Here is a 19,949-nt window from a genome sequence, read left to right as displayed (position 1 = left end):
GGCTATTGTTAAGCTTATCCCCAAGTAATTATTAAGGTTTTTTTAATGTTTTCTTAATAAGACGGATGTCGGTGAACAATAGTTTGTATATAATTGTTTTTTATTCATTCATTAATTAGGCTACATTTTTATGAGTCACTTCCTTCCTTTCTCTCGCCCTGCGATTGGCGATGAAGAAATCAAAGCCGTTGAGGATGTACTGCGTTCAGGTTGGATTACAACAGGCCCTCAAAATCATCAATTAGAGCAAGATTTTTGTGAAAAATTTGGTAGCAAACACGCTATCGCAATTTGCTCTGCCACTGCGGGTATGCATGTTGTTTTAATGGCGATGGGAATTGGCGCTGGTGATGAAGTTATCACACCATCACAAACGTGGGTTTCGACAATGAACATTATTACATTACTTGGTGCAGAACCTGTAATGATTGATGTTGACCGTGATACCTTGATGGTGAGTGCAGAAGATGTCAAAAAAGCAATTACACCTAGAACGAAAGCAATTATTCCAGTGCATTATGCTGGTGCACCTTGCGATCTTGATGCCCTACGAAAAGTTGCACAAGATGCAGGCATTCCTTTGATTGAAGATGCTGCGCATGCTATTGGTACTCGCTATAAAAATGAATGGATTGGTGAAAAAGGAACCTCTATTTTCTCTTTCCATGCAATTAAAAATGTTACTTGTGCAGAAGGTGGATTAGTTGTTACTGATAATGACGAATTAGCCAATAGAGTACGTTGCTTAAAATTCCACGGTTTAGGGGTAGACGCTTTTGATAGACAAATTCAAGGGCGTAAACCTCAAGCAGAAGTTGTTGAGCCTGGCTATAAATACAACTTATCTGATATTCATGCAGCGATTGCCGTGGTGCAATTAGGGCGTTTAGATGAAATGAATGCTAAACGTGCTGAGTTAGTTGCACTGTATCGTGAAAAACTCAAAGATTCTCCATTAGAAATGTTGAGTGTTCCTGAATATTCACATTTACATGCAAATCACCTATTTATGGTGAGAGTTGATAAAAATGCCTGTGGTATCGATCGTGATATCTTTATGGAGAAATTGAAGCAAAAAGAGATTGGTACAGGGCTTCATTTCCGTGCGGCGCACACACAAAAATATTATCGTGAGCGCTATCCTTCTTTATCCCTTCCTCAATCAGAATGGAACTCTGCAACGTTATGCTCGCTGCCATTGTTCCCTGATATGAATAATGAAGATGTTATTCGCGTTGTAGATGCGATCAATGAAATTCTTTCGGAGCATATTTAAGTGTCAACATTTGATGAAATCAAGAAAGTATCGGTTGTGATCCCCGTTTATAACGAGGAAGAAAGCCTTCCTCAGCTTTTAGAACGTACAATTAAGAGCTGTAAACAGTTAAAACAAGAGTATGAACTGATCCTTGTTGATGATGGTAGCAGTGACCATTCAGCTAAGATGTTAGAAGAAGCGGCTGCAATTGAAGAAAATCACGTTATTGCAATTATTTTAAACCGTAATTACGGCCAACACTCCGCAATTATGGCTGGTTTCAATCAGGCTGATGGTGATTTAGTGATCACATTAGATGCTGATTTACAAAATCCTCCAGAAGAGATCCCAAGGCTTGTCGCGACAGCTGAAGAAGGGTATGACGTTGTTGGAACTCGTCGCCGTAATCGTCAAGATTCATGGTTTCGTAAAACCGCTTCAAAAATGATCAACTCAATGATCACTAAAGCAACTGGTCGCTCTATGGGAGACTACGGTTGCATGTTACGTGCTTATCGTCGCCACATTGTTGAAGCGATGTTACAGTGTCACGAAAGAAGTACGTTTATTCCTATTCTTGCGAATACATTCGCTCGTCGTACTATTGAAATCGATGTTGCTCACGCAGAGCGTGAATATGGTGATTCAAAATACAGCTTTTTAAAGCTTATTAATTTAATGTACGACCTATTAACTTGTCTTACCACGGCACCATTACGTTTATTAAGCATTGTCGGCAGTGTTATCGCTGTATCTGGCTTTGTTCTAGCTTTATTGTTGATTATTTTACGTATTATTTTCGGTGCGATGTGGGCTGCTGAAGGTGTATTCACACTTTTTGCAATCTTATTTATGTTTATCGGAGCGCAGTTCGTTGCAATGGGCTTATTAGGTGAGTATATAGGCCGGATTTATAATGATGTAAGAGCGCGTCCTCGGTATTTTATCCAAAAAGTGGTTGGCGTTAATAAACCCAACGAAGATCAGGAAAAAGACTAATGAAAGCAATAGTATTTGCCTATCACGATATTGGCTGTGTTGGTTTAAAAGCACTTGAAAAAGCAGGTTATGATATTCAGGCTGTATTTACCCACACTGACGATCCTAATGAAAATCATTTTTTCTCATCTGTTGCTCGCGTGAGTGCAGAAATGGGATTGACAGTATTTGCACCTGAAAATGTCAATCACCCATTGTGGATTGAACGTATTCGTGAAATGAAACCTGATGTCATTTTTTCTTTCTATTATCGTCACATGTTAAGTGATGAGATCCTGAATTTGGCACCTAAAGGCGCATTTAATTTACATGGCTCTTTATTACCAAAATATCGTGGTCGTGCACCAATTAACTGGGCGATCGTGAATGGTGAAACAGAAACAGGTGTTACTCTGCATAAAATGACAGCGAAAGCTGATGCGGGTGATATCGTAGCTCAAGAAAAAGTGATCATTGCAGATAATGATACTTCTCTGATTTTACATGAAAAAGTAAGAGAAGCTGCGAATAAATTACTCTCTAGTGCATTACCACATATTGCATCAGGTGATTATTCAACAATCGCACAGGATGAAAGCCAAGCTACTTACTTTGGTCGTCGTTGTGCTGATGATGGTTTAATCGATTGGAATGCAGATGCAAAAACAGTCCACAATTTAGTACGTGCCGTTACAGAACCATACCCAGGTGCATTCACGTTCTTAGGTGAACGTAAAATGATTATCTGGCGTTCACGCGCCGTTGCTGATAATCAAGGCAAACGTCCGGGTACTGTTATTTCAACCGAGCCTTTAGTGATTGCATGCGCGAAAGGAGCAATTGAAGTTGTTACTGGCCAAAGTGAAAATGGTCTTTATGTTCAAGGAAGTCGTTTAGCGGCTGAAATGGGTATTGTGACTGATGTTCGCGTTGGACCAAAAGCAACTGCACAAGTTAAACGTCGCAAACGTGTTCTGATTTTAGGTGTGAATGGCTTTATTGGTAACCATCTAACAGAGCGTCTATTAAAAGATGATAACTATGATATCTATGGTATGGATATCGGTTCTTCTGCAATTGAACGCTTTATTGGAAATCCACGTTTCCACTTTATTGAAGGTGACGTGAGCATTCATACAGAATGGATTGAATACCATATTAAAAAATGTGACGTTATTCTGCCATTAGTTGCTATTGCAACACCAATTGAATATACCCGTAATCCATTACGCGTATTTGAATTAGACTTTGAAGAAAATTTAAAAATTGTACGTTATTGCGTTAAATATAATAAACGTATTATTTTCCCATCCACATCAGAAGTTTATGGTATGTGTGATGATAAAGAATTTGACGAAGATAATTCACGTCTGATTGTTGGTCCAATCAATAAACAACGTTGGATTTACTCTGTATCTAAACAGTTATTAGACCGAGTTATTTGGGCTTATGGTGCCAAAGAAGGTCTGAAATTTACGTTGTTCCGTCCATTTAACTGGATGGGACCTCGTTTAGATAACTTAAATTCAGCGCGTATTGGTAGCTCTCGTGCAATCACACAATTAATTCTGAACTTAGTTGAGGGTTCACCAATTAAATTGGTTGATGGGGGTGAGCAAAAACGTTGTTTCACTGATATCAATGACGGTATTGAAGCTTTATTCCGTATTATTGAAAACCGTGATAACAAATGTGATGGTCAAATTATCAATATCGGCAACCCAACTAATGAAGCAAGTATTCGCGAATTAGCAGAAATGCTGTTAGATTGCTTTGAAAAACATGAGTTACGTGGCCATTTCCCTCCATTTGCAGGCTTTAAGAAGATTGAAAGTAGCAGTTACTATGGCAAAGGCTACCAAGATGTTGAACATCGTAAGCCAAGCATTAAAAACGCAGAGCGTTTATTGGATTGGAAACCAAGTATTGAAACTCGCCAAACAGTAGAAGAAACATTAGATTTCTTCTTACGTGGTGCAGTCGAAGAATTAGGCACTAAATAGGAATAAATAATGAAGAAAGTTGGTTTGAGAGTTGATGTGGATACTTATCAAGGAACAAAACAAGGTATTCCACAGCTGCTGGATGTATTTGCCAGACATAACATTCATGCCAGCTTCTTCTTTAGTGTCGGGCCAGATAATATGGGGCGCCATTTATGGCGCCTTTTAAAGCCCAAATTTTTATGGAAAATGCTGCGATCAAATGCTGCGTCACTATATGGCTTAGATATTTTATTAGCTGGGACAGCATGGCCGGGTAAAAAAATTGCTAAAAATTTAGGTTATTTGATGAAAGAAGCCCAAGATGCGGGACATGAAGTTGGCTTGCATTCATGGGATCATCAAGGTTGGCAGGCAAAAGTCGGACGCTGGTCAACAGAAGAATTAATGCAACAGGTTCGTTTAGGTGTTGAAGCACTGGAAAAAGCACTTGAAAACCCTGTAAAATGTTCGGCAGTTGCTGGATGGCGAGCAGATGAACGCGTATTAACAGTTAAAGAAACTTTTCAATTCGATTACAATAGCGATTGTCGAGGAACGCATCCTTTTAGGCCTATTTTAGAAAATGGTTCTATCGGTACGGTGCAAATTCCAGTAACATTACCAACTTATGATGAAGTGGTCGGTACAAAGGTAAAGGATGAAGATTTTAATCAATTTATTATTGATGAAATCAAAAAAGATAGTGGAATACCTGTTTATACTATCCACACCGAAGTTGAAGGAATGTCAAAAGCCGCTCAATTTGAGCAGTTACTGGCAATGATTGCAAATGAAGGCATCGAATTCTGTCCGTTAAGCGATTTATTACCACAAGATAAAGAAACGCTTCCGATGGGTAAAGTTGTTCGATCTGACTTTCCAGGTCGAGAAGGCTGGTTAGGGTGCCAACAAGAGGTCTAACGAAACTATGTTGAATAACCGGGCGAGTAAAATCGGGGCCATCCTCTTGGCTCTTTTTTTTGTTCTTACCTACTTATTTCCATTGAACAGCCGGTTATTATGGCAACCAGATGAAACCCGTTATGCGGAAATTAGCCGTGAAATGGTGGTGAGCGGGAACTGGATTGTTCCTCATATGCTCGATATTCGTTATTTTGAGAAGCCCGTAGCAGGTTATTGGATTAATAATGTTAGCCAATTAATTTTTGGTCACACCAACTTTGCTGTACGTTTTGGCTCTGTCATTTCTATTCTCTTAAGCACATTACTTGTCTATTTATTGGCAAGAATGATGTGGCGTAACCGCCAAGTCGCTTTTGTTTCTAGTTTAATCTATTTGTCCATGTTCTTAGTGTTTAGCGTAGGCACTTACAGTGTATTAGATCCTATGTTGGCACTTTGGGTTACCGCGAGTATGGTGTGCTGTTTTTGGGCACTTAAAGCCACTACGGTCAAAACACGAATCTTAGCGTGGATAACATTAGGGCTTGCCTGTGGTATGGCATTTATGACCAAAGGATTTTTAGCGTTAGCTATTCCGGTCATTGTCATGATACCTATCACAGTGTATCAAAAACAATTTACGCAAATGTTGCTCTATGGCTTGCTTGCTGTATTTAGTGCAGCACTAATTAGTTTGCCGTGGGCACTAGCTGTTGCAAAAGCAGAGCCTGATTATTGGCACTACTTCTTCTGGGTTGAACATATTCAGCGTTTTTCGGGTGAAGATGCTCAGCATAGTGCTCCATTTTGGTACTATATCCCCGTTGTTTTATTAGGTGTGATCCCTTGGCTTGGATTACTTCCGGGCGCATTAATGGGGGCTTGGAAGAAAAGACGTAAACGTCCTGAATTATTCTTCTTATTATGCTGGTTTGTCGTTCCGTTCTTATTTTTTAGCATTGCGAAAGGTAAGCTACCGACTTATATGCTGCCATTTATGGCTCCACTGGCAATGCTAATGGCGAAATATGGCGTAGATTGTGCCCGTAAATTTAGAATGAAAGCGTTACGTATTAACGGCTATATTAATATCTTTATTGGTGTTGCTGTTGTTATCGCTATTTTAGTTATCCAGCTAGCCTCCTCAAAACCCATTTATATGCCATATGAATGGTCTAAATGGGTATTAGCTATAGTGGCATTCTCATTATGGGGCATTATTGGTTATCTTTGCTCTACGCTTAATGGAAAACACTGGTTATGGGCGGCGTCTTGTTCATTAGGTGTAAGCTTATGTATTGGCCAAGCAATACCGAATAGCAGTGTAGATGGCAAATTACCTCAAGAGTTTATTCGCCAAAATATAGAGACATTAAACACAAGCAAATACATTGTGAGTAATAGTGTAGGTGTTGGTGCGGGATTAGCGTGGGAATTGCAACGTAGCGATATCTACCTTTATGAAAGAACGGGCGAATTAACTTATGGTGTTGAAGAATATCCAGATTCTCAGTATAAATTAATTAAACCTGATAATTTTGCTCAATGGTTAGAAGAAGCAAGAAAAGAAGGTCGTGTTTCAGTTGTTATTACGTTTAAAGATCCTAAGAAATTAGCACAATTACCAAGACCTGAAGAGCTGGTGACAAACCATCGAGTTGCTATTTTAACTTATGAGAAGCGTAATTAATGTCATTTGTTTTATTGCTAATCGTGAGTTTTTTGACCTGCATAGGACAGGTGTGTCAAAAACAAGCGGTGGTTAGCTGGCAAGGTGATTCATTAACAAAAGCCAGAAAAACAATTTTCTGGCTTTTTGTTGCCATTGCAATGCTTGGCTTGGGGATGCTTTTTTGGTTACGACTATTACAAATTCTCCCGCTAAGTATTGCTTATCCTATGTTAAGCATTAACTTTATTGTAGTGACATTAATTGGCCAGTTTGTTTATAAAGAGCCTGTTAATGTGAAACATTGGATTGGCATCGCATCAATTATGGTCGGCATTGTATTAATGAGTATATAAGCATGAAAGGCTATTTATGGGCAATTGGAAGCGCGCTATTAGTGACAGCAGCTCAATTGTTGTTAAAGTTTGGCATGTCTGAACTACCGAAACTACAGCTAGAAAAACAGTGGTTTGATTTCGCATGGTTATGGGCGAATATAGCGCCAATCTCTATCGTGTTTGTTGGTCTTGTTGGTTATGTCCTTTCTATGGTTTGCTGGCTATTCACTTTACGTACTATTCCTTTAAATAAAGCCTATCCGCTGATCAGTTTGAGTTATGTGTTTGTTTATATTCTTGCAGTGATATTACCGTGGTTTCAAGAAACACCATCATGGACAAAAACAGCAGGTGTAGCATTTATCATGATTGGAGTGTGGCTAATAAGTCAAAAAACGAAAGTGGCACAATCACACTAACTTAATGATTATGAAATTTATTTTCTGATCCTTGTTGTTAATTGTGCGATTTATTCTACCAATCATCACTCATTCATCTTCAATAACTTGTTTTTGCTTAAAAAAGCAGATAGATTTTAAAATCTATGGTAACAATAATGGTGGATGCAATGAGAAAGTCCGTTTTCTATCCTTTCTTACTCTGTATTATTCTGCTGGCTGGGTGTTCATCTAGCCCGTCGAAGCGTATTCCACCAGCTCCCCCCTTAAAAACACAACTTTCTGATCCTATCATGGTGATAGTGCAATTGAAGTCGCAACTTGAGCAATGGTATGGCACGCCATATAGTTATGGTGGGATGACACCTTCTGGTATTGATTGTTCAGGTTTTGTGTATAAAACTTACAGTGATCGATTTGATATAAAACTTCCACGAATGACCATTGATCAAACCAAATATGGTACACAAATCAGCAAAAGTGATTTAATGCCAGGTGATTTGGTTTTCTTCAAAACGGGAGGGGGTGAGAATGGGCTCCATGTTGGTATTTATGATACTGATAATACGTTTATTCACGCATCAACTAGCAAAGGGGTAACTCGTTCGTCCCTTGATAACGTCTATTGGAAAAAAACATTCTGGCAAGCTCGCCGATTGTAGTTTCGTGCCATTTAACAGCCTAATATATTGAGAGTTATGGTATCTTATACCTTATTTTCTTCATATAGGTATTCCTTATGTCAGGTAATTTACGTCTGTTAATTTCCGAGTCTTATGATCCTTGGTTTAACCTTGCTGTTGAAGAGTGTATTTTTAGACAAATGCCCGCAGATCAACGAGTACTTTTCCTTTGGCGTAACGATAATACGGTCGTTATTGGTCGAGCACAGAATCCATGGAAAGAGTGTAATACCCGAAAAATGGATGAAGATGGTGTGAAATTAGCTCGTCGCTCAAGTGGTGGTGGTGCCGTTTTCCATGATCTTGGTAATACCTGTTTTACCTTTATGGCGGGAAAGCCTGAGTATAATAAAACGATTTCAACTCAAATTATTCTTGATGGATTATTAAAAGCGGGCATTAATGCTACGGCATCAGGACGTAATGATTTAGTAGTTCCTCAAGATGATGGTGAAAGAAAGGTTTCAGGCTCAGCTTATAAAGAGACAAAAGATCGCGGTTTTCATCATGGCACATTATTAATAAATGCTAACTTATCTAGATTAGCTAATTACCTCAATCCAGATCCGAAAAAGCTTAAAGCTAAAGGGATCACTTCAGTGCGCTCTCGAGTGGCTAATTTAGTTGAGCTCAAACCAGATATTACCCATGAAAAACTCTGTGAAACTATCACTGAAAGCTTTTTTGAATACTATGGTGAGCGAGTAGAAGCAGAGATTATATCACCACAAAAATTACCTGATTTACCTGGTTTTGAAGAAACGTTTGCTAAGCAAAGTAGTTGGGAATGGAATTTTGGGCAAGCTCCTGCATTTTCACATCTTTTAGATAACCGTTTTAAATGGGGTGGTGTTGAGCTGCATTTTGATATTGAGCGTGGCAATGTTATCAGAAGTCAAATATATACAGACAGTTTAGATCCCGCACCATTAGAAGCATTATCTGAGATGTTGGTAGGGGAGCGTTATACACCTGAGTCTCTAAAAGGGCTTATTGAGCAACTCATTGTGCATTATCCTAATAATAAAATAGAGCTTAATGAGCTTCAAGAATGGCTTGTTGCAGCGATAGCGTGATTTTTATCAGTATTAGAAAATAATAAAAAACAAAAACCAGCTAAAAGAGCTGGTTTTTTCATGAAGAATAATGTGATGTGAAATTGATTAGTGATTTTCACATGACATAAAGCAATGAGTGTCTGGCATTTTGCCATTTTCTCTAAATTTAGCGGGTGTAGTATTAAAATGCTTTTTAAAGATACGTGTAAATGTTGCTTGAGAGCTAAAACCATACATTAAAGCGATATCTAAAATAGACATATCTTTTTCTTGTAATGATTTAGCGGCTTCTAATAAGCGACGTTTACGAACATATTCGCCTAATGTACAACCTTTAAAATCTTTAAAAATGCGTTGCAAATGCCACTTCGAGTAGCCACTTTTATTTGCAATCGTATCGATTTTTATACCTTCGTTACGTTGTAACTGGGTTTCTAACCATTTCAGAATATCATTAACGACATTTTCAGCCATAAAACCTCCCACAAAAATGGTGGGGACACAGTGCCCAAGTAAATAGAATAGTAACGTATGTTATTTATAATCTATTTTAAGCATGGGAGAAATAACAGGTAGGCAAAAAGTGCTTTTCGTGATTGATAATCATTATCATAACGATAGGTGTGACTTATATAGCTCGAGTAAGGTTCAGTTTATTGAATCTTTATGATTAAAGATATTATTTTGTATGATTTTTACTCTGTTGAATTTATTGATTTATTTTTTAACCTAATAGCTCTGTTATACCTTTTATTTCTAGCTTTGTTATATTTTTTTGTGCGAAATAAAAGCTAATCATTGATTAAGGTATATTTTAAAGTCAATTTATTTGACTAAATGTTGAAAAAGTGAAATAAGATTTATTAATCAATTTGTGTGCTACTACCTTCACTATTTTATTTTCAATTGATCAGTTTATTGAGAATGAATTAACTAAGTCACCCCTTAAAAAATAAAGCTAAGAGGTGATTTAGTAAAAATAACCGTGGCTAATATTCTTTTAAGGGCGTAGAAAGACTTGAGGATAAAAATGTTCTGGATGAGTATTAACACTCACATCTGCACCATACCATTTTTGAATATTCTCTGTTGTGAGTACACTGTGTGGTGTACCTTCACAAACTAACTTTCCTTTATGCAGTAATAAAATTCTATCAGCATAAAGAGACGCCAAATTAAGATCATGCAAAACACAGCACACCATAAGATTTTGTGTTTTTGCTAATTGCTTTAATAAACGTAAGCTATGTTGCTGGTGATAAAGATCAAGTGCGGAGGTTGGCTCATCAAGGAATAAGACAGCTTCTTGTGGCATAGGGTGCCATAATTGCGCTAAAACTCTAGCAAGCTGTACTCGCTGTTGCTCACCGCCCGATAATTGGCGATAGTCTCTATCCTTAAATTTTAAACAATCCGTTTGTAGCAGCGCAGTCTCAATTGCAATTTTTTTATGTTGTTGTCCATGAGGCGTTCTTCCCATAGCAACCACTTCTTCTACTGAAAATGAAAATGAAAGCTGACTGTTTTGTCGCATAACGGCACGGTTTTGCGCTAATTGTTGGCTATTCCATTGTGAATAGGTTTTTTGTTTAAAATAACACTGACCTTGTGTTGGTGTTGTATAGCCTGTTAATAAGCGTAATAGCGATGATTTTCCTGCCCCATTGGGACCAATAATGGTAACTAATTCCCCAGCATTAAGTGAAAGTGACACATCATCAATAATGGTCTTGTTGCCAATTTGATAAGTTAAATTATTTCCATAGAGCAATGGCGTGTTTTGTTTTTCAATCATGACATTCTTCCTGCGGGTTGTCGTAAGATAAGCCAAAGGAAATAAGGGCCACCAATTAATCCTGTAATGAGCCCGACAGGGATTTCAGCTGGAGATACTAATGTTCGTGATAATGTGTCAGCGGCGAGTAATAGTGTTGCACCACCCAAAATGGTGGCAGGTAATAACCATACATGATTACTACCAATACGCATGCGAATAAGGTGTGGAACCACAAGTCCAATAAATCCAATAACACCACTCAGTGCAACAGCACAACCAATTAGGATGGCGCTAAGAAGTAACAAAATAAACTTGGTTCTTCTTACATTTAGCCCTAAGTAATGTGCCTCTTCATCACCCAGTTGTAATAGATTTAATTTATGGCTTTGCCAACATGCCAAAATACTGACGGGAATGATCACAAGGGTAGCAATAGATAAGGTTTTCCAGTCAATCTGGCTTAATGAACCCATCATCCAAAGTGAGAATTGGCGTAATTGTTGGTCAGTACTGATGTAACTTAATACACCAATAAAGGACATACAAAGCGCATTGATAGCGATACCGGCAAGCAATAACCGCGCTAAATTACCATCACTCAATTGATGTAATGAGAAAATAATCATAGCCACAATTAAACCGCCAACAAAGGCGGCGACAATATGGCTATAGAATGCAAAGGCTGGCGAAAAAGAGAACGGTAGAATAATAACGATGGCAACCATTAGTGCTGCACCGCTACTAATACCCAATAAACCGGGATCAGCTAACGAATTTCTAAATAATCCCTGCATTATCGCGCCGGATATTGCTAAAGCGCCTCCAACAAGAATGGCTAATAATACGCGAGGTAAACGGATATCTAGCCAAATTTGCCATTCCATGTCATCAAAAGAGCTATTCCATAATGTATGAAACGAAAGGGCTAATGCTCCGCTATTCACAGAAATTAATGTAACTGTGGTGAGTAAAAAGAGTAAAACTAAAATACTCATCCACGGTGAACGAAAACGAGACATTATTGCTCCAACGCTTGACGAATTTGATGCATGACTTCTGGTGTTGAAAGGGTAAAGCCTAATAATCCCATGTCATCAACAACAACATAATGCTTATTTTTACCCGCAGGTGTGTATTTTATGCCAGGTAATTCCCATAGTTTCTCAATTCCGCCAATGCCTTTAATACCTTCTTTGGTTACAAGCAAAATATCAGGTTGGCTTGCAATAACACCTTCTTGAGAAAGTGGGCGATAGCTTGTAAATCCTTGCATAGCATTTTTACCACCAACCAGTGAAATAATGGTATCTGCAGCAGTATCTTGACCCGCTGCCATTGGAATAACACCACCATGACTCATGATATAAATGATTTTCTTATCGATAGGAGTGGTTGAAATTTGCTTGATAGAGAGGGCGAGTTTCTCTTTTAGTTGATTGCCTTCTTGCTCTTTATTTAAAACAGTCGCAATAGTGTCTATTTTTTCATTAATGGCTTCTAATGAATGTGTACCTGTAATGGTTTTTACAGCGACTCCGGCTTCTTTAATGCGGCGTAATGCCAAAGAAGGGCGAGCTAATTCGCTGGTAATGATCAAGGTTGGTTTGACAGATAAGATCCCTTCAGGGTTTAGCATTCGCATATAACCTACATCAGGAAGCATTTTCACTTGTTCAGGAACTAAGCTGGTGCTGTCTCTTGCAATAATTTGCTCGCCTGCACCCAATGCGAAAACAATTTCTGTAATATCACCACCAATAGTAACGATACGTTCATTAGCTGAAGTGATGAACGACATTACGCTACACAGGATCAAAAGAAGCCATTTTTTCATTAAATCATTCTCCGATTAGGCGATTTTAGTGAGAGTATTCACTTGTTCACGCCATTGTTGTTGCTCGGCAGTGCCTTCAGTACGCTGTCCATAGAGTTGAGCAATTTGCTGCCCCTTGCTATCAAAGATCTCAAGGCTAGTAACAAACCCATCTTGAGTTGGTTTGCGTGTTACCCAACTTTCTGCAATTTCACTTTCAATTAAATGAAGAGTAAAAGCAGGATTGAAAACATTGATCCAAACTTGTTCGCTATTTTCAAATTGATGAGGGACTAGGCGGTCAATTTGGCCTGTGAAAATTTGTACACAGCCACGGCTACCGACAAATATCATGATCTCGTTTTGTGCTTCTTTGGCGAGTTCTAACAAGGTTTTCAGGGCGTTGTTATCGACTTGATAAGCAAGATCATCAGGAACAGCTTTGAATGCTTGTTGACGACTTAAGTTATTTTCTTTTAGTAATTTAAAGAATTGGTGAACATCAGTCATTGAACGCCATTGTTGTTCAAGTTGTTCTGCTAATTCATTACTAACAGGTGTGTTTGAGTATGGTTCAACAGGTGTGATATCGAGAGCCGGGTTTTCTTCCAATAAGAATGATTGAATAAGTGCATCCCATTCATCCATATTTGTGTTATCTGTCGCATAGACTTTATGTAATGCATCACCATGTATATCAAAGAACTGAATACTATAACGCGTCCCTTTTGATGTCTCTTCAGTAAGTGCAAAAATGCTTGACCAGTAAGCGAAGAAAAAGCGTAAATCCATTGCACGTGGATTTAAAATTAAACCAGCGTGATCGCTAAAACGGGCATTTATGTATTCACCAAGATGTTCGTGAACGGCGATATCGTTACGAGTAATGGCTTTGACTTCACCTACTTTACTTAATGCTTTTAATAATTCTTGTACATCATTGCGTAGGCGTTTTGTATCATGGCCTACACGAGCGTGAGTGAGTTCAGCTTCACTGACATTTAAGTAAGAAGCGAGATCACGGGCGTAAGGTGCTTTTTTATCCGCTTTTGCTTGCAGGTAGCTCTCATAAAGAGGTTTATTCACAGAAACTCCTATTGTATCTATCGTTGATTTTATTGTTAATTACCATTGATAACTCACAAGTACTTTTGCATTTCGGCCTTCTTGAGGAATACCTGCAGAAGAATAATAAGTTTTATCAAATGCGTTACTCAGTACAAATGAGGTTGTTAGCCCCTTTAATGAGGCATCACCTTCATAACGAAGGTAAAAATCATTAACGCCATAACCCGCTTGTTGGCGATTAGTTGGGCGATTAAAACGGTCATGGTTGGTAAAGTCCGTTTTTTTGGTAAATTGACCGACCCAACCCACAGAAAAATCAGTTTTTGGTACTGGAACATCAAAGCGGCTGGTTAATGTATCTGGCTCAATTGAGGTAATTGAGGCATTAGTCGCATTATCTTTTCCTTTGGTATGGTTGTAGGCTAAATCCCAATTAAAGAATTTTGATTGGTAGCTCATAGAAACATCCCATCCCCAAATAGTTGCCCTTGAAATATTTGTTGATTGTGTATATCCCTGAAAAATAGCAACATCTGCATCAATATAATCTTTTGCGCGAGTATTGAAATGGGCTGCTTTAATTTTCAGATTATCATTATTAGATAATAAGTCGTCGAATTGAAAACCGAATCCGTATTCAGTTGTTGAATTGGTTTCGGGCTTTAAATTAGGATTTGGACGCCAATAGTTTGTTGGTGCACCGGGGAAAGGTGCATCAAAATGTTTTGCATCATTATACATCTCACCTAAAGTTGGTGCTCTAAACGCCTGTGAGTAAGAGGTATAAAGCATCGACCAATCAGTTGGTGTAATACTGATAGCTCCTTTTGATGACCATTTATCCGCAGTAATATCATCATAACGATCGTTTTGACTTTTATATTTGTCAAAACGCGTTCCTAAAATTAAGGAGACAGGCAAATCACGTAGAGTGACTTCATCTTGTACCCAACCTGACATAAAGCGGATATCGGCTTGTGGGAAGCTTTCTGCATTTTGGCTTGGTGATTGTTTTTGCTTATAAACTTCGCCACCATAAGTCAGTCCATGTGATGCAAAGCTGTATGTACCTACTTGTGAGCGGTTTTCGAGTTTCACGCCATAGGTTTTTTGTTCTCGACCTTCAAATCCTTTTTGTATCGTTTTGGCATTGATATCTACTTCATTGTAGTAAGCCTGTGTTTTCAAATTAATCCATTGTGAATCTGAAGGATCAAATTGATAGGTTAGCTGAACATCTTTTTGTGTCGTGGTGCGATCTGTTTCTACATTTGCAAGTGTAGGGTTTGAGGGAACTTGAGGGTTTTTGGGTTGATTTGTATTGTTATGATAATAGCGGAATTGTCCACTTAACGTGTTGCTATCATCAATTAACCAGCGCCCTTTAGAAAGAAGATTAATAATGGTTTCGTCATTTTGAGCACGATAACCACCACCATAGCGGGTATCGCCTTTGTCGCGAGCTGATAATGCAACAACTCCATCAAGGTTATCGTGTCTACCAAAAGCAGTAACACCTAAACCTTGGCTATGTTGAGCGGTATTACCAAGACCAGTAACACGCACGCCACCTTGTTCGTTTTTTGAAAGTAGATCGCTTGCATTTACAGTATCGTAAGCGATAACACCGCCAAGAGCTCCACTACCATATAAAAGAGCAGAAGGGCCACGGATAACTTCAACTTGTTTTATAAGTAAAGGATCGACAAAAATACTGTCGATATGACCAGTGTCTGTTCCTTGGCGCACGCCATCTACAAGTGTCAGTATTCCATTTTTACTGTATCCACGCATACTGATGGTTTCACCATTAGTACGACCTGCACCCGAAATAGAAATTCCGGGTACATGACGAAGTAATTCAGAAGCACTTCCTGCGGTTTCTGACAACGCATTGTTATTTTTTATAACCGTTGACATCATGGGTAATGTAAAGCTGTCGCGTTCATTACCTGTCGCATAAACAGTAAGTACCTCTGATTTTCTTCCCTCATTAGTTTGTGTTTTCTCTTGCGCAGACACACAGGCAGAAGAGACGGCAACAGCCAACAAACTAAATTTAATCAATAAAGATGACTGAGACATGCAGATGGATCTCCGTAATTTAATGGGCTGTTAAACAGCCCTTTGTTATGTAAATCATTGCTCCTCATCTACCAGCGATAACTGACGGACATTTTGATATTTCTGCCTTCTTGTGGCACACCTAATGCCGAGAAATATTCTCGATTAAAGGCATTAGCGAATACCAATGCAGCTTGAATATTTTTATTGTTTTGAGATTGATAACTGATTGAGAAATCGTGAATGCCATAGCCCGGATATTGAGCAATAAGCTCTTGCATTCGATTTGTTGTTTTGCCTTTTACGTGAGGCGCTCTTCCTTTATGTGTGCCTTTATTTTCAGTTGCACTGGCAAATTTTCCTGACCACCCTAATGAGAAGGAAGTTTTAGCAATAGGAAGTTGAATAAAAGTTGTGAGTATTTCAGGGCGAACAGGCGAAATGGTTTCATGTGTAGTTAATTCAAGGGTTCGAGTACGGTTATAGCCTAACCCAATAGAAATTAATGGATGTGAATAGCGTAAGCCGAGATCAATACCGTCGATAAGTGCTTGAGGAATATTAATAGCTTGTAGATGAAGTTTTTTCGTTAATACACGAGCATTCCAAATATCATACGTAATATAGTCTATCGCTTTCGTATCAAAATAAGTTGCATTTAGAGAAAATTCATCATCAGATGCTAATAAGTGTGAAAAAGTCAGTTTTCCACCATATTCCCAAGTACGATTTTTTTCAGGGCTAAGATTAGGATTTGGGATCCAAAATCCTTTTGTAGTACGACCAAAAACAGCGGGTATTTCAAAATGAAGAGAGTCGTTAAACATTTCATTTAGCGTTGGCACTCTCATATTGGTTGAATATGAGGTATAGAGTTGTAGCCATTGTGTTGGTGTAAAGGTTAGAGCAATATTTTTACTAATATCACCTTCACTTGTTTGATGAAAATCGGGTTTATGTTGGTTAAAATCCTCTAAAAGTGAATTTAACTCACTTTGAGGTTTATTTTTATAATAGTGATAACGCAAACCGGTTGTTAATGCTAAAGGTAAATGTGGTGTCGAGAGCTGACTTTCCATCCAACCAGCAACATAAACCATTTTTGCGAGAGGAAAATTTTTTGCTGCTTGGTTAGAAACCATTTTTTGTTGATAAGCTTCTGAACCTAAAATAATTTTTTGATTTAATATATCTGAATAGGAAAATTGAGAGCTATTCTCAATTTTTAGCCCATAAGTTAATTGTGTCCGATCTTCATTTCTACCTATTTTCCCTTGTTGATCTTTTCTACGTTGATAATCAGAAAGGGAAGTATCGGTTAAAAATATTTGATTAATATTGAATTGTGAGTAATACAAATGATTGGTTAAATTAACCCAACTTTGTGTTTCAGGCTCATAATGATAGGTGACAGAATAATTTTTCTGTTCAGATTTGCGTTCTACTTGGTTACTTTCATTCTTACCAAACCCACCCATGCGATGTAAAACTTCTCGCTGAGTGCCTTTATTTTCATAGTGTCGTGCTGAAAAAATAAGGGTCTGATTTTCTGTTGGATAGAGATAGGCTTTAGCAAAAAAGTTATTAATATGTTCGTGATTTTCGAGTTTTTTACCATTAGCTAAGTGAATAGGACCTCGTTGACGCTGACTGTAGGCAAATAAACCTTCAGCAATATCGTGTCGTCCCGCAATAATCCCTCCATAAGTGAAATGTCTATCTGCGGATGAAAGCGAGGTAAATAATTTAGTACTGAGTTTTTCATCTATTTTTAATAAGTTACGAGGATCAAGCGTTTGAAATGAAACAACACCGCCCATTGCCCCATTACCGTGTAATACAGGGGATGAGCCATGTTTTATATCTATACGTTTAACTAATGAAGGATCGAGAAAAATACCACCTAAATTGTTGATCGTATTTTCTAAAGGTTGCTCGATACCATCGACTAAGATCTTAACGCCTTTTTGATCATAGCCACGCATAAGGATGTTCGCGCCATTCGTAACACCTGTTCCTGATAGAGTTGCACCAGCCACTTTATTTAGCATTTCACCAGTGGTTGATGCAGTTTGTGCTTGAGGTGTCGAATTATCAAGAATGGAATGAAAGTCGTGAGTTGTTTTATCAATGGAATGACCAACAACCGTGAGAGAGTCCATCTCTGTATTGTCTGATTGTGCAGAGGCAATAGGGGTGTACAACAAGCAAAGAGCTGTCGCTATACCTGAATATTTGAAATGTTTTTTCAGCATACACATACCATAAATGTCCATAAAAAGTCCTTGTATATGGAGTTATTTAGCTGGCTGCCTAGCTGAGGGAGTAGGTGGCTTGCAATTTATTGTCAAAAATGATTATTTAGTCAGGATTAATTTTCCCGTCTTTGTTTGACGCAGTTGATACAACTCTCCGTTGTGTTGAATGTAAACCACGCCATCTTTACCCAATAACTCAATGCTATTGATTGATTGAATTATTGAAGAATGAGAATTCTGTTTAGTTAAAGAACTATCCAAATTATTAGCTTTTTTATTCATAATGCATTAAGAGTAATAAGCGTTATCATTATGATAATCATTATCGTTAACAAAAGTATTTAGACAAGCTTTTTTTAACGTAAACAGGTAAATTTAAGTCATATTGTGAATAACTAAACGCTATACGATGAAAATTAAAACAATGGAATAAAAGAGACTTATATTTTTCTCAAAATATAATGTCAATAAAGGGGGGAGTTTGGATGAAAATAGAAAACAAGATAAAAGGGGTAAAGATTACCCCTTAATAAATAAGCTTATTGAAATCGACTCTCAACGGCTTGTGCTAATAATTCAAGAAGTTGTTCTGTATCATTCCAACTTAAACAAGGATCAGTGATCGATTGCCCATAATTAAGCGGTTTATTTTCTACGACTTTTTGTGATCCTTCTTGTAAAAAGCTCTCAGCCATCACACCTACGATCGCTTGTGAGCCATCTTTAATTTGCTGACTAACATTTCTGGCTACTTCTAATTGGCGACGATGAATTTTTTCACAGTTGCCATGACTAAAATCGATAATAAGATACTCTGGTAAATCCACTTGTTTTAGTGCATCAACCGCGTCAGCGATATCGCTTGCGTGATAATTCGGCTTTTTACCTCCACGCATAATAATATGACCATAAGGATTACCACTGGTTTGGTAAATCGTCATACGGCCATTTTTATCAGGTGATAAGAAAGTATGACCTACACGAGAAGCGCGAATAGCATCAATAGCAATACGGGTATTACCATCGGTGCCATTTTTGAATCCCACAGGGCAAGAGAGTGCAGAAGCCATTTCACGATGAACTTGGCTTTCAGTTGTTCTTGCACCAATGGCGCCCCAACTAATTAAATCTGCAATATATTGGCCTGTAACCATATCGAGAAATTCAGTTGCAGTGGGCAAACCTAACGCATTTATTTCAATTAATAGCTTTCTCGCAAGGCGAAGACCTTCGTTGACATTGCAAGAGTTATCAAGGTAAGGATCAGAGATTAAGCCTTTCCAGCCAATGACCGTACGTGGTTTTTCAAAGTAGGTTCTCATGACGATTTCTAAGCGCTCATGATAAAGCTCTTTTAGCTGATTAAGCTTAGTGGCGTACTCTTTCGCGGCTTTAGGATCATGAATAGAACAAGGCCCTACAATCACTAATAGTCGTTTGTCTTCGCCGGTAAGGATCGCTTCAATTCGTTTACGTGCTGATGTGATATTTTGGGTTATCTCATCAGAAATGGGGAACTCTTTTGCTAAGGTTTCTGGTGTTACCAGACTGTCTAGCACCTTAGTCCGTAGTTCGTCAGTCTTTAACATAATTCATCTCAATAAATATACAGGGTAAGTCTACCCAGTGATTAAGATCACAATAAACGAAATTCAGCTAATTTCAACAGCGTTCACAGAGAAAAACGAATAAAAAAGTC

The 19,949-nt window shown here is 38.2% G+C and carries 18 protein-coding genes; 9 read left to right on the top strand and 9 right to left on the bottom strand.

The features are described from left to right. The first annotated feature begins 130 nt into the window (after nt 1-130). The 9 genes from arnB to C0T34_RS09250 all read left to right on the top strand — a co-directional run bounded on the left by arnB (nt 131) and on the right by C0T34_RS09250 (nt 9,288). Nucleotides 131-1,276 carry a UDP-4-amino-4-deoxy-L-arabinose aminotransferase gene (arnB, locus tag C0T34_RS09290; RefSeq protein ID WP_109850054.1) on the top strand — a complete coding sequence of 382 codons (1,146 nt, stop codon included), beginning with the start codon at nt 131-133 and terminating at the stop codon, nt 1,274-1,276. Further along, nucleotides 1,277-2,257, top strand: coding sequence for an undecaprenyl-phosphate 4-deoxy-4-formamido-L-arabinose transferase (gene arnC, locus C0T34_RS09285; RefSeq protein WP_098943129.1), 981 nt, complete (start codon nt 1,277-1,279; stop codon nt 2,255-2,257). Continuing rightward, nucleotides 2,257-4,239 (top strand): bifunctional UDP-4-amino-4-deoxy-L-arabinose formyltransferase/UDP-glucuronic acid oxidase ArnA, encoded by a 1,983-nt coding sequence (gene arnA, locus C0T34_RS09280; protein WP_098943128.1) that lies wholly within the window; start codon nt 2,257-2,259, stop codon nt 4,237-4,239. Before arnC ends, arnA begins: the two co-directional genes overlap by 1 nt. Before the next feature lie 9 nt (nt 4,240-4,248). Next, nucleotides 4,249-5,142, top strand: a complete 894-nt coding sequence (gene arnD, locus C0T34_RS09275; RefSeq protein WP_088495780.1) for a 4-deoxy-4-formamido-L-arabinose-phosphoundecaprenol deformylase — start codon at nt 4,249-4,251, stop codon at nt 5,140-5,142. Nucleotides 5,143-5,149: 7 nt separating this feature from the next. Then, entirely contained in the window at nt 5,150-6,814 is a 1,665-nt protein-coding gene (gene arnT, locus C0T34_RS09270) for a lipid IV(A) 4-amino-4-deoxy-L-arabinosyltransferase (RefSeq protein WP_098943127.1), read from the top strand. Then, on the top strand, nt 6,814-7,149 hold the full coding sequence (gene arnE, locus C0T34_RS09265; RefSeq protein WP_098943126.1) for a 4-amino-4-deoxy-L-arabinose-phosphoundecaprenol flippase subunit ArnE: 336 nt from the start codon (nt 6,814-6,816) through the stop codon (nt 7,147-7,149). The genes arnT and arnE overlap by 1 nt, the downstream gene beginning before the upstream one ends. Nucleotides 7,150-7,151: 2 nt before the next feature. Further along, on the top strand, nt 7,152-7,550 hold the full coding sequence (gene arnF / locus C0T34_RS09260) for a 4-amino-4-deoxy-L-arabinose-phosphoundecaprenol flippase subunit ArnF (protein WP_098943125.1): 399 nt from the start codon (nt 7,152-7,154) through the stop codon (nt 7,548-7,550). A gap of 149 nt (nt 7,551-7,699) precedes the next feature. Next, entirely contained in the window at nt 7,700-8,191 is a 492-nt protein-coding gene (locus C0T34_RS09255) for an NlpC/P60 family protein (protein WP_036937364.1), read from the top strand. A 77-nt stretch (nt 8,192-8,268) separates the two neighbouring features. Continuing rightward, nucleotides 8,269-9,288 (top strand): lipoate--protein ligase A, encoded by a 1,020-nt coding sequence (locus C0T34_RS09250; RefSeq protein ID WP_098943123.1) that lies wholly within the window; start codon nt 8,269-8,271, stop codon nt 9,286-9,288. 87 nt (nt 9,289-9,375) lie between these two features. On the opposite strand, the gene C0T34_RS09245 is transcribed toward C0T34_RS09250, so the two are convergent. From C0T34_RS09245 to C0T34_RS09205, 9 genes are all read right to left on the bottom strand, one after another. Next, nucleotides 9,376-9,744: a helix-turn-helix domain-containing protein gene (locus tag C0T34_RS09245; RefSeq protein WP_069369334.1), complete on the bottom strand. Its 369-nt coding sequence runs from the start codon at nt 9,742-9,744 to the stop codon at nt 9,376-9,378. Nucleotides 9,745-10,270: 526 nt separating this feature from the next. Further along, on the bottom strand, nt 10,271-11,065 hold the full coding sequence (locus tag C0T34_RS09240; protein WP_098943122.1) for a heme ABC transporter ATP-binding protein: 795 nt from the start codon (nt 11,063-11,065) through the stop codon (nt 10,271-10,273). Beyond that, nucleotides 11,062-12,066 carry an iron ABC transporter permease gene (locus C0T34_RS09235; protein WP_098943120.1) on the bottom strand — a complete coding sequence of 335 codons (1,005 nt, stop codon included), beginning with the start codon at nt 12,064-12,066 and terminating at the stop codon, nt 11,062-11,064. Before C0T34_RS09235 ends, C0T34_RS09240 begins: the two co-directional genes overlap by 4 nt. Next, nucleotides 12,066-12,881 carry an ABC transporter substrate-binding protein gene (locus C0T34_RS09230; RefSeq protein WP_098943119.1) on the bottom strand — a complete coding sequence of 272 codons (816 nt, stop codon included), beginning with the start codon at nt 12,879-12,881 and terminating at the stop codon, nt 12,066-12,068. Before C0T34_RS09230 ends, C0T34_RS09235 begins: the two co-directional genes overlap by 1 nt. 15 nt (nt 12,882-12,896) lie before the next feature. Then, nucleotides 12,897-13,946: a ChuX/HutX family heme-like substrate-binding protein gene (locus tag C0T34_RS09225; RefSeq protein ID WP_109850053.1), complete on the bottom strand. Its 1,050-nt coding sequence runs from the start codon at nt 13,944-13,946 to the stop codon at nt 12,897-12,899. A gap of 39 nt (nt 13,947-13,985) precedes the next feature. After that, entirely contained in the window at nt 13,986-16,013 is a 2,028-nt protein-coding gene (locus C0T34_RS09220) for a TonB-dependent hemoglobin/transferrin/lactoferrin family receptor (RefSeq protein WP_109850052.1), read from the bottom strand. Nucleotides 16,014-16,081: 68 nt separating this feature from the next. After that, the gene (locus tag C0T34_RS09215; protein WP_109850051.1) at nt 16,082-18,268 is read right to left on the bottom strand and encodes a TonB-dependent receptor; all 2,187 of its coding nucleotides are present in this window, start codon (nt 18,266-18,268) and stop codon (nt 16,082-16,084) included. A gap of 81 nt (nt 18,269-18,349) precedes the next feature. Beyond that, nucleotides 18,350-18,532, bottom strand: coding sequence for a hemin uptake protein HemP (gene hemP, locus C0T34_RS09210; protein ID WP_098943113.1), 183 nt, complete (start codon nt 18,530-18,532; stop codon nt 18,350-18,352). A 257-nt stretch (nt 18,533-18,789) separates the two neighbouring features. Then, complete coding sequence (locus C0T34_RS09205; RefSeq protein ID WP_098943112.1) at nt 18,790-19,839, bottom strand: 3-deoxy-7-phosphoheptulonate synthase; 1,050 nt, start codon at nt 19,837-19,839, stop codon at nt 18,790-18,792. Nucleotides 19,840-19,949: the final 110 nt, after the last annotated feature.

Source organism: Proteus sp. CA142267 (assembly GCF_003336825.1).
GTDB classification, from domain to species: domain Bacteria; phylum Pseudomonadota; class Gammaproteobacteria; order Enterobacterales; family Enterobacteriaceae; genus Proteus; species Proteus terrae.
Note: the sequence above shows the minus strand (reverse complement) of the source record. Positions and strands in the feature narration are given on the sequence as shown.